Annotated in this window: 12 protein-coding genes and 1 pseudogene; 7 read left to right on the top strand and 6 right to left on the bottom strand. The window is 45.7% G+C overall.

What is annotated here, in order from left to right; translation table 11 throughout:
* The 3 genes from G519_RS51810 to G519_RS0136215 form a co-directional block, all read left to right on the top strand.
* Positions 1-193 (top strand): hypothetical protein (locus tag G519_RS51810; RefSeq protein ID WP_208860930.1); only part of this gene is annotated, 193 nt, incomplete at its 5' end.
* Between the two features lie 376 nt (positions 194-569).
* Complete coding sequence (locus G519_RS0136220; RefSeq protein WP_029198744.1) at positions 570-926, top strand: hypothetical protein; 357 nt, start codon at positions 570-572, stop codon at positions 924-926.
* A 190-nt stretch (positions 927-1,116) separates the two neighbouring features.
* The gene (locus tag G519_RS0136215) at positions 1,117-1,392 is read left to right on the top strand and encodes a hypothetical protein (RefSeq protein ID WP_029198743.1); all 276 of its coding nucleotides are present in this window, start codon (positions 1,117-1,119) and stop codon (positions 1,390-1,392) included.
* A 120-nt stretch (positions 1,393-1,512) separates the two neighbouring features.
* On the opposite strand, the gene G519_RS0136210 is transcribed toward G519_RS0136215, so the two are convergent.
* The 3 genes from G519_RS0136210 to G519_RS53185 form a co-directional block, all read right to left on the bottom strand.
* Entirely contained in the window at positions 1,513-2,205 is a 693-nt protein-coding gene (locus G519_RS0136210) for a hypothetical protein (protein ID WP_029198742.1), read from the bottom strand.
* Between the two features lie 549 nt (positions 2,206-2,754).
* Positions 2,755-3,009, bottom strand: a complete 255-nt coding sequence (locus G519_RS0136200) for a hypothetical protein (protein ID WP_029198740.1) — start codon at positions 3,007-3,009, stop codon at positions 2,755-2,757.
* A 42-nt stretch (positions 3,010-3,051) separates the two neighbouring features.
* Positions 3,052-3,255: a lipid II flippase family protein gene (locus G519_RS53185; RefSeq protein WP_084160513.1), complete on the bottom strand. Its 204-nt coding sequence runs from the start codon at positions 3,253-3,255 to the stop codon at positions 3,052-3,054.
* A gap of 355 nt (positions 3,256-3,610) precedes the next feature.
* On the opposite strand from G519_RS53185, the gene G519_RS0136195 reads away from it, so the two are divergent.
* Together G519_RS0136195 and map are read left to right on the top strand one after the other, a co-directional pair.
* Entirely contained in the window at positions 3,611-4,195 is a 585-nt protein-coding gene (locus tag G519_RS0136195) for a TetR/AcrR family transcriptional regulator (protein ID WP_029198739.1), read from the top strand.
* Between the two features lie 7 nt (positions 4,196-4,202).
* Positions 4,203-4,949, top strand: a complete 747-nt coding sequence (gene map, locus G519_RS0136190) for a type I methionyl aminopeptidase (protein ID WP_029198738.1) — start codon at positions 4,203-4,205, stop codon at positions 4,947-4,949.
* A gap of 66 nt (positions 4,950-5,015) precedes the next feature.
* On the opposite strand, the gene G519_RS0136185 is transcribed toward map, so the two are convergent.
* The gene (locus tag G519_RS0136185; RefSeq protein ID WP_029198737.1) at positions 5,016-5,357 is read right to left on the bottom strand and encodes a hypothetical protein; all 342 of its coding nucleotides are present in this window, start codon (positions 5,355-5,357) and stop codon (positions 5,016-5,018) included.
* Positions 5,358-6,240: 883 nt separating this feature from the next.
* Positions 6,241-8,301: a peptidoglycan D,D-transpeptidase FtsI family protein gene (locus G519_RS46305; protein ID WP_051254015.1), complete on the bottom strand. Its 2,061-nt coding sequence runs from the start codon at positions 8,299-8,301 to the stop codon at positions 6,241-6,243.
* Positions 8,302-8,834: 533 nt separating this feature from the next.
* On the opposite strand from G519_RS46305, the gene G519_RS0136170 reads away from it, so the two are divergent.
* Together G519_RS0136170 and G519_RS46300 are read left to right on the top strand one after the other, a co-directional pair.
* A complete protein-coding gene (locus G519_RS0136170) occupies positions 8,835-9,200 on the top strand; it encodes a MerR family transcriptional regulator (protein WP_029198736.1) in 366 nt (121 codons plus the stop codon).
* A gap of 121 nt (positions 9,201-9,321) precedes the next feature.
* Positions 9,322-10,214, top strand: a pseudogene (locus G519_RS46300) (NAD(P)-dependent oxidoreductase).
* 148 nt (positions 10,215-10,362) lie between these two features.
* Here the strand turns inward: G519_RS46300 and G519_RS48570 are convergent.
* Positions 10,363-10,537: transposase (locus tag G519_RS48570; protein WP_029198735.1), on the bottom strand; the 175-nt coding region annotated here is incomplete at its 5' end.

Raw genomic sequence — 10,537 nt, 5'->3', positions numbered from 1 at the left:
GGATGACAAAGAAAGCACGGAGTATCGGGATACGTTACGCAAAAGGGCACTGACCCGTTCCGTTAGAAAAACCGACCTCCACCCCTTGGATAGATGTGACGAAGGAATGAGAGGGCTTAGACCCGCCACGACATGGGAGCGAAAATCGCTAAGGGCTATGTGGAGAATACGTGCAGCAGATGGTACAAATTAGGTGATGTTACCCCCACCTCTGTTCCCGCATGCCTTCTAACGATTAGGCCCTATCAATTCAACTCTCTTTCCTTCATCGTCCGATATCAAAGAGGATGAAATCCTGCGAATACACGAGCTTGCGTGAGGAAATTAAATCATATCGAGGGAGCTTAACAACGAGGGTCGCAGTTCATCATATTTCACCAAGTTCATGAATCACTTTTCCTCTCAATAAAATCGTGCTTTTACTTGTCCTTAACCCATTTATCTTCAATTACTGGAATGCACTATATTTCGCTAAATAAAATACGAGTTATTATATTATTCACAGATTAGGAATATTCTGGAAATTGGTGAGTTAGTTTATGTTTCGAAAATGAAAGGTGGCGATTCTCATGAAGAGATATTTATCGATGCTTGTAAATTACTTACTCTATTTTACGGTTATCCTTTTAGTGATCTTCCTCTATAATATCGTCATTGATCCTGTATTAGGATGGGGGCAGTTCGGAAAAGGAAAGAACATCCCAATCCAGGTATTCATGGTACTTGTAATTACTATCGCTCTTTCCGCAATTGTTTACGCCATTAAATATCGGCTTTTGAAACAGACACCGGTAAGCTTCTGGATTCTTAGCAGCTTCTCGCCGATCAGTCCGAGCTTTTCGGCTCACATGATAACAATCGGGCTGGCGTTCACTTTATTAAACGCTGCCTCCATGAAACTACTTCTTTACTACAACGTTCAATGATTTTACAGAAGAATATTTCGCCTCTGTTCCTTTCGTTTACATTATACTTTCCTCCGTGCTCACCACTGCACTTGAGCTGATCCTGTTCTTTGGTATCATGTTTAACGAAGCCCGGAAACATGTTCCCGTATTCTGGCCAATTCTAGTCATCGCTTTGATTATTGCGGCGTTGCAGCCGGGAGGAATTGCGATGCAGCTTCTGGGTGTAGCGTTAGGATTCATTTATGGATCCATCTATGTACGCCTTTCATCCATATGGTCCATTCTGCTGATTGGGATCGTGTTTAACATCAGTCTGTTCGGCATGAAAAGAATCGGTTGGCTTGATTCAATGGAGAACATGTCGGACTTCACCCTTATACTGCTTGCGGCAGTCATGGGACTCTATCTCATCTTTAGCACCCTTTGGTACTGGAGAAAACCAAAAGCGGCTACTAACGGCCGCAGCCGACGTAGTGCACGTTAAGATGCCTTCCCACGTGATGCCAACTCAGACCACCGCAATGTGAAGAGGAATGGCTGTTGCTTGATCTGCTATGCTGCCCGTTAACGGAATAGGCCACCGAATTTATCACCGGAAGCCCTATTACTCAGTATGCTGAAGCTCGAACCAGACTGGTCCCAACCAGGAATCGATTCTGCACCAATCTCGCCAGACTTCATTCACCATGACCTTCTGGGGGCTCAAAGCGGATCCCGTTTCCAAACCATCTGGAGAACGAAAAAGCTTCGTCGTACTTTTTAACTGGACTTCCTGCTGGACCTCGCTTACCTCGAATAACGCCGGGTAACGCGGTGCGATCCATCTTTCTCCGTTCATCGTCTCAATCAAATAGCGGTTATCCCACTTTGCTTTAACTTTTACAGTTTGCGGCGCCAATTGCATTCCTGTAGGCTTGGTAAGACCCGGATCGCTATAGAGTGACTCCACACCGAAAATCTCCAGACTCGTTTCAACCGGCATTTGATTTCCAAGTAGCGCGTTGTCTGGCATAATCCATGCCTTTCCAAGCCAGGTAGAGATCAAGTAAATAGGTACCAAATATCCTTCTCCATGCCCAACTCTCCTTTGACCGTAATCCAGTATTGTAACCGTTTGAGGGGCTATGATTCCGGTAGTCTGCCCGTTTTCGCCCAGCAAGGTTGTGTTTTCAAATAAGGTAATTTTCTTCGCTGGAGATGAAACCTCGGTCGTTATGGTTGTTATTGCGGATACTTCCCGACCCGACACCCCTCCGAATAATGCTATAACTACAACAAGTAGCGCTCTTTTTTTCATGTCACAACTCCAAGAAAATCGCCCCACAAAAAACAGATGGCTAATACAACACCCTACACGGGTTCAACAACAATTAGACGCCTAAATTATGGAATATGTTTCAACTTAGCTAGCGTTCTACGTTACCGTAATGAGAAAGGAAATACTGCTCCCCTTAGCTGCGTCCCTTACGTCTCTCTTTTCTCTTATAAAACCTGTCTATGAGAAGGATTAAGATATGTACCATGGTTATAAGCACTGCCATCTGTATAGCCTTTATAAAACTAACCCCTACAAAATAATAAACCAGAAGCAATATGGCACAAAAATAAAAAGCAATCCCTAGAATTGATTTCATCATTTTTACCTCCCTTAGCTTACTAATTTTACCCCCCTCATCCTCCTGTTATTGAGCCAAACAACTGCCCGTTAACGTAATGGAGGCTGCCCCGTTTGTGCCGGCAGCCTCGTTTCGTTCTGTATTGAGCTATGGTTCCTCGTTAGTTGAGCGACGAACTCAGAAACATATATATAAATGGTTATATTCTGATGAAATGGCTTGCCGCACCGCTAAAATGAAAATTTCATTAAGACTATTATCAATATTGCGACACCGGATCCACTCATTAACAATCCTGCTTTATTTTTCTGAGGCAAATAAGAGGAAATCCCATTGAATATTAGTGAAAAACATAAACCAACCATCATCCATGATGAAATAATCGATTTTGTTGGTAAATCGACCACAGCTACAGAGGAATAAATAGCAATAGCAACCACAATTAAACTAAACATAATACCTAATATCCTGATAATTCTTAACATAAATTTCACCCCATAGCTAATGAATAATACTCATAGATCGAGCTAGCAAAAATCAATAACTTTTCCGGTCATAGTTCCCTGATCAATTTTCGATGTTCTTGAAACAAGAACAATCATACCAGTTAAAGAAAGTGCTATAGCTAGCTTACCTGTTCTAATTCCTGCCATTCGCACTGCATATGAGAGAGTCTCGGTGGAATGGAAGATTAAGGTAAGTATTGAAATTAAAACGATTCGTTCAACCAAATTGAGATAGCTCCCATCCTTATTCAGACATACTAATTGATCCTTATTTTACCATATAATCCTCTGATATTACGAATCGATCCATCCTCTGCTTAACTCTTCTGCCCGTTAGCTTAATGCTGCTACCGCCGCTTTTTCTTGCGATAAAACAATACCCGCGGTGATTCTAAATCACCACGGATCGCCACTCCCGGAACACCATTGCCTCCGCAACTACCTGCCTGGAGGACTGTCTGTGTTCAGTTCACTAAAGAACTTTATTTTCTTTCAAAGATAATTTGCATATCCCCGCCCCATGCGTTACAATTTTTACATCGACAAATTTGCAGGTCTATACAAGGAGGTTCACGCGCCCATGTGCCCACGTACCAAAGAACAAAATGAGCTCATCCGCATGCAGCGCAGAGAACAGATCCTGGACGCCTCCGCGCGCGCCTACTTCCACACGGGCGGCAACTTTGATATTCGCGACGTCGCCCGCGAGGCCGAGCTCGGTTACGGTACGGTGTACCATTATTACCCCAACCGGCATTTATTGATAGAAGATGTGCTGGGCAGCGGCTTCGAGCGATGCGAGCAAGCCTTGGCAGAATGGGCGAACATCCGCGGCGGCAGCCCGGATGACAGGCAGCTGTTGACGTATTGCAAGGCGCTGCTCCGGCTGTGGCAGTCGGACGCCCGCACATATCTCGTCTACAAGATGGCGGCGGAGCATTATGCAGGCTTGCCTGAGAAGGATCGGCACGCCGCCAAGAGACGATTCATGGAACGGCTGTACGTTCCGCTCCAATCGATCGCCCAACGCGAAGACGACAGCGTCGATCATATGCTTGCCGTGCTGGTCGGCTGCTGCGGTCTGCACTACTATGCGGGCACTTCCGAGCTGGACGTCGATCGAATCGCCCAGCTCGCGATGCAAGCCATTACGAAGGAGTCCTGATACGAACATGGTCATCTTAAAAAGCAAGCATGAAATCGAAGCCATCCGCAAGGCATGCCAAGTGGTGGCCGAATGCCATCGCACAATCGCCCCGCTCATCCAACCGGGCATCACGACGAACGAGATTGAGCGCATCTTCGAGGACATTATCTTGAAGCACGGCGCCAAGCCCTACACGAAGGGCTACAAGGGCTATCAATATGCGACCTGCGCCTCCGTCAACGACGTGATCGCGCATGGCTTCCCTAGCGATAAGCCACTTGAGGAAGGCGATATCGTGACGATCGACACGGTCGCGGAGCTCGACGGCTGGCTCGGCGATTCGGCCTGGAGCTATGCGGTCGGGAAGATCTCGCCGACGGCCGAGAAACTGATGCGCGTCACGAAGGAATGCCTTGACCTCGGCATCGCGCAGGCGCAGCCCGGCAATCGGCTTGGCGACGTGACGAGCGCGACCCAGCGGCATGCCGAATCGAACGGCTTCGGCGTCGTGCGCGACCTTCTCGCGCATGGCATCGGCCGGGACCTGCACGAGGCGCCGAACTATATGCATGTCGGCAAGCCCGGCAAAGGCCTCCGCATCAAGGAAGGCATGGTGTTCACGATCGAGCCCATGATCACCGAAGGCACCTACTACATGACAATCGATGCGGACGGCTGGACCGCGCGGACGCTGGACCGAAAGCTCGCCGCCCAATACGAACATACGATCGCCATCACGGCTGAAGGTCCACAGATCCTGACCGCGCAATAGAATAATTAGAGGTCGACCAACTAGATGGTCGACTTCTTTTTTACGTATTCGGCATAGCATCTTTCTTCATCCGATACATACGTTCATCCGCTCTCTTACTCCGATCCGCTTCCTGCTGGCCCCGCGGGACCTTGCGGCCCTGTTGCACCCGTAGCCCCAATTGTACCAGCTGGACTCCCCATGATTTGAAATACATTCAGTATCAAAGTACCAAATATTATTCGACAATGGTTCGAATGTATTTGTATCACTTAATATGGATGATCCAAGAGACACAAGTATGTCTCTAAATGATGCTTCTCCATTCCCCTTAACATCTAGTTTGTCAATTGAATACTCGCTTCTTATCTTAATTCCTAAATCAGATAAAATCTGTATTTTTTCACTGACGTTACTATTTGCTAACATTTTCATTCTCCTTTATGGGGAAAACTTCTAATAAATCCATAAGTTTATAAAAGATTACTTCAATAAACGAAAAAGGAGTTGCCCAAAGCAAGCTCCTCCACTATCGTTCTCCGTTTAGTAATTCACTTGCGAACAAACCTGCTACCTCTTGGTGAAAACACCCACAACGGTTAATAAAAAACCAAATACAACGATAAAGACTTCGGTACCATATAGCTTTATTCCAGGTTCACCCTGGATATATAGACCGATTAACATAAAAGAAATTCCCAACAACATAACTTTAATTGAACGCTCCACAAACCACACCTCAACGATTTACTTTATTATAAAACGAAAAATCACTTCCGTTATCACAAAAGGCTACACGCGGCAGCCTATTTAGGTTTGTTCAACTATAGTTTTCCGTTAGCGCAATTACCTATTTCAAAAATTGCTCTTATCATATTACGAATTAGCAAAGTCTTGAATAATTATTTGGATCATTTCCATAGTCTTTTCAGGCAATTCATTAGGTTTATAGAACTTATATTCTATTATTTCATTTTGGTCTGGTTTAATTGTTTCACTATATTGATTGAAAAATAAGTGATTGCAATGTAATGTGTTTCTCTTCCTGAACTAGTTTTAGTTTTTTTCTGTGAGGTATTCGTTAATCCGTTCGTATTAATGATGCCGGTATTCAAGGCAGACAGAGTTTATCAAATCACCTAATGAGCCAATCATCTGTTCTACTGAATCAATATGATAAAACGTACATGTGTTTTCGATTTCATTCAGTTCATTTGTTGAAGATAATGGGGCTCCTCGAGCTCTCCAGACTCTCCGCTCCCCGGCCTCTCAGCCAACTCCCGCATTGCGGCTCGTCAGCTGATTCCCACACCTACCAAGGCCGCTTCCCGCCGCCAAGCTTCGTCAAAATGCCGTCGTTGGCAGCGTCGTAAGCTTGAAATATTTTCGCCGCAATCGGGGATGCGCCATAACGCCCGAAGCCGCCTTCGGGCACGACAACCGCGACGGCAAGCTTCGGGTTCTCGACGGGAGCAAAGGCGATGAACACCGCATTTTCAACCGAACCTCCCGATACACTTTGGGTGGAAGTTCCTGTTTTGCGCGCCACATTAAACGGTAACTCCTCAATCCCCTCTGCCCCGCTTTTCATCCCGTGGATAATGGTGTTCCAATCCTCTTTGGCAAACTCTGAGGAGGAATCCTCCAATACTTCAGGCTCTATTTTTCTAACCAACTGGCCCTGGTAGTCGCGAATTTCATCTACAAACAACGGCTTCATCCGCTTCCCGCGACTAGCCAAAGTAGCTGTGTACTGAGCAAGCTGCAAGGTTGTCGTTTTCTCATTTTGTCCCCATGATGCGTAGACCATCGCTGATTGATAACTGTCTTTCACCGCATTTTTGATAAAATCATTAGATCCTTCAAGCTCACCCGGCAGGCCGCTCCCTGTTTTGATACCCATTCCGAATTTCGCCATATATTCTGCCCATTTGGCAGTCACAGCGGGATTCTCTCTGCCATATTTGGCCCAGAAAGGAATACCGACTTTTTCAGACATGAACGTGTTAGAGGAATGTTCAATGGCTCCGGCAGCATCCATATCCCCGTATGCCGCTTTCCCCGAATTGGTGATGGTGCTATTGCCTCCCTTACCAAAGCTAAACGCCCCCGTATCGTAATAAACTTTGCCGTACCCGCTGAAAAATTTCTCTTTAAGCCCTATCAACACAGACATAGGCTTGATCGTGGAACCCATGAACACAATCGATGATGGATGTTTCGCATTTTCTTTTTCGTCTGGATACTTAGCTTTAGCCGTTCGAATGCTGCCATTGGGAATAAAGGTTTCGATTTCTTTATAGACACTTGCCGACATACCACCGGTCCACGCATTTGCATCGTAATCTGGATAGTTCGCCATCGTAACCACCCGTCCCGTATCCACTTCCATAGCAACTGCAAACCCGGAAGATGCCTGCATCCCAACACTCATATACAAATCATTGGCGTGCGATGGGCTGCGCAAGTAGCGAATATGCTCCTCCAGCATTCGTTCTGTCGCTTTTTGGATATCTTTATGTATGGTCAAATATAAATTATTTCCTTTAACTGGAGCTGCGACTTCTCCAATTATTTTGTTAACGGCGTCAACGGGGTATGTCTTACTGCCGTTTCTGCCGCGCAGCTCATCCTGATACATGCGTTCGATGCCATCAAATCCCACCTTTTCCGAGCTTAAATATTCCTGAACCATTGGGCTGTCTTTGTAGATTTCCTTAGCTGTCGGTGAAGTATAAGAGTTCGTATATCCCACTAAATGCGTAGCAATTGTAGTGTTTCCGTCATCATCCATTTCATAGGTGCGGATACTTTCCTCCGTTACGTCTAACCATTTAAATTCATCCCTATGCTCTAAAATAAAGGCGATCTCATCGCTAGACAAATCCGCCTTAATTCTTCGCGGAACCCAGTAATAGCTTGGTTTTTTAATTTCAACCTTATGGTAGTCGTAGCCAATGTCCATGGCTAGAATGATTTCTTCTGGGGTCGGACTTTTCGAGTTTGGTTTGGCATATTTGTCGAAAACATCGGCTTTAAGCCGATCCGCTATAGCAATTAAGTCATCTAACTTTTGAGCGCTGGGATCCATTCGAAAAAATAAGGACTGCATGGGAATGGTATACGCAAGCGGAGATTTCGAGGAGTCATAGATGTTGCCGCGAATGGGAGCAATTTGAATCGTTTGTGTGCCATTTCTATTCTCTGCGGTTTTATGTATTTTCGTTTGAACAAACTGCAGCATAGCCAATCGTACGATCAGTATGGAAAATAATACAAAGGTTACAAAGAAAAAAAGATTGATCCGCAGCGAAAAATGCCTCTTTTGAGCAAGCTCTTTTTTCTTCGGATCATCCGCAATCGGCGATTTCATCACTGTAAAACCCCCTTCTGTGTCAGGATGTATCCTGAAACAGACGAAGGAACACCTCCATCGGTTCACTAAAATATGGAAGAGTTGGATTAAGCCTGAGACAAGCACATAGTCCCCTAACCCCATGGTTGCCTCCTTTATCACTTTCAAGCCTTTCAATTAGCTATTATGCATGGGATAAAGTTCTTGTCACCAGACAGTAACGGTATGAACAATATCCTCCTTGCGAAATGACTAAGTTAAAAAGACCTACCCTATTACTTTGTCCGAGACAAAGTAATAGGATAGGTCTCGTTTTCTGGGCGTAAACACCTTGGCCGTACGGCCGTACTATTGTTTCCCCTTAGAAACCAACCTTTTCCTATACGCAATGTGATTAATTTCCTTCCTTATTTCCATGAGGATTACCACGTTCTCCTGCCCGTCATTGTGTTGAACTATCGTTCCACGTTAGCGGAATTATTCGAAATGAAAATAGAATGCTGGCGGAGTATATTCAAGTATATCATGAACATGTAAGGAGGCTCTAGAGAGTGAGAATAAGCGAACTATCAAAATTGACCAATGTCAGCATACGATCTATTCGGCATTATGATAATAAAGGTCTTCTACTTGCCGACAGACTAGAGAACGATTACAGGGATTTTAACGATTCTGCCGTAGAACAAGTCAAGACAATTCAATTATACTTGAAGCTTGGATTAACGGTTGAGGAGATCGGAGCATTGTTTAAGAGCGAAGTGGCAGATCCTGACGAATATGAATATTGCGAGGAGATGATGGTAACGTACGAAGAGAAACTAAGCACAGTGAATCATCAAATCGAAGCACTTCATGGATTGAAGAGATTACTGGAGAGACAAATTGCTTTTACGAGTAGAAAAAAGAAAATTATCTAACGCAGTCAAGGCCCTGGAGCATGATGAATCACTCCAGGGCCGTTTTTATTTTTTATATTGACATTGACACTAGTGTAATCCTCTATGATGTGCTTAATCTCATCCGAAAGGAGTTTTATCATTGAAAAGTAGTAACCGAAGTGAGAACATTGGTGTTGAAACCGAGAATACAGTTGGGAAGTGCAAATCGGTTACGGTCATCGGGCTTGGTCCAATGGGTCAGGCGATGGCAACCGCTTTCCTTGAGCATGGCTATAAGGTGACCGTGTGGAACAGGACTTCAAGCAAAGCAGACGAACTCGTAACAAAAGGAGCCGTTAAGTCGTCCTCAGCCTAACGGACTACGATGCGATGTACACCATTCTCGAACCGGCATCGGAAAACCTGTCCGGCAAGGTTCTCGTCAACCTGAGTTCGGACACTCCGAAGAAAGCGCGCGAGGCGGCGAAATGGCTGGCCAACCGTGGAGCCAGTCACCTCACAGGCGGCGTTCAGGTTCCTCCTTCTGGCATCGGTAAACCAGAGTCCTCCACTTACTACAGCGGCTCGGAAGAGTTGTTTGAGGCCAACAAGGAGACACTCGAAGTGCTGACCGGAACTGACTATCGGGGAGAAGATCCAGGACTTGCGGCACTATACTACCAGATCCAGATGGACATGTTCTGGACAGCCATGCTCAGCTACCTCCATGCCACTGCGGTGGCCCAAGCGAACGGTATTACGGCTGAGCAGTTTCTGCCATACGCCGCCGAGACAATGTCGTCGCTGCCGAAGTTCATCGAGTTCCACACACCTCGGATTAACTCGGGTGAATATCTCGGCGACGTGGACAGACTTGCCATGGGATTGGCGAGCGTCGAGCACGTCGTTCATACGACCCAAGATGCCGGCATCGACATCACCTTGCCAACCGCTGTTTTGGAAGTTTTCAGACGCGGCATGGAGAACGGTCACGCCGGTAATAGTTTCACTAGCCTCATTGAAATCTTCAAGAAGTCCGATATTCGTCCATAAAAACTGGGCCATTCCTTACGAGGCCACTGAAAAACTTGCGTCCTCCTAAATCAAGTTAATGCTCTACAGAAAAAGACGGCGTTACTCCCACATTCCGGGAGTAAACGCCGTCTTTTTCCCTCTGTAAAGCCCTGTTGGGTCATGGTTTTTAGTCGTTCAGTTTCAGAATTCTTTTTAGATTCACTGCGAATATTGCCATTGCCCCTTGCAGTTCCATACCTAATAGACCCGCGGAAGTGGCTACATCATACCCGTGCCTGTGCTTAAGTTCGCTATTCTTCGCCTCGATCTTGTAGCGTTCTTTGGACTTCTCCTTGAAGTAC

It is taken from the genome of Paenibacillus alginolyticus DSM 5050 = NBRC 15375 (genome assembly GCF_000422905.1).
GTDB lineage: Bacteria > Bacillota > Bacilli > Paenibacillales > NBRC-103111 > Paenibacillus_E > Paenibacillus_E alginolyticus.
This window is presented reverse-complemented; position numbering and strand designations above follow the sequence as displayed.

Excerpts from the sequence above, each read along its gene's own strand:
- G519_RS0136220 (WP_029198744.1), top strand. The coding sequence starts at position 570 with ATGAAGAGATATTTATCGATGCTTGTAAATTACTTACTCTATTTTACG.
- G519_RS0136215 (WP_029198743.1), top strand. The coding sequence starts at position 1,117 with ATGCAGCTTCTGGGTGTAGCGTTAGGATTCATTTATGGATCCATCTAT.
- G519_RS0136210 (WP_029198742.1), bottom strand. The coding sequence starts at position 2,205 with ATGAAAAAAAGAGCGCTACTTGTTGTAGTTATAGCATTATTCGGAGGG.
- G519_RS0136200 (WP_029198740.1), bottom strand. The coding sequence starts at position 3,009 with ATGTTAAGAATTATCAGGATATTAGGTATTATGTTTAGTTTAATTGTG.
- G519_RS0136195 (WP_029198739.1), top strand. The coding sequence starts at position 3,611 with ATGTGCCCACGTACCAAAGAACAAAATGAGCTCATCCGCATGCAGCGC.
- map (WP_029198738.1), top strand. The coding sequence starts at position 4,203 with ATGGTCATCTTAAAAAGCAAGCATGAAATCGAAGCCATCCGCAAGGCA.
- G519_RS0136185 (WP_029198737.1), bottom strand. The coding sequence starts at position 5,357 with ATGTTAGCAAATAGTAACGTCAGTGAAAAAATACAGATTTTATCTGAT.
- G519_RS46305 (WP_051254015.1), bottom strand. The coding sequence starts at position 8,301 with ATGAAATCGCCGATTGCGGATGATCCGAAGAAAAAAGAGCTTGCTCAA.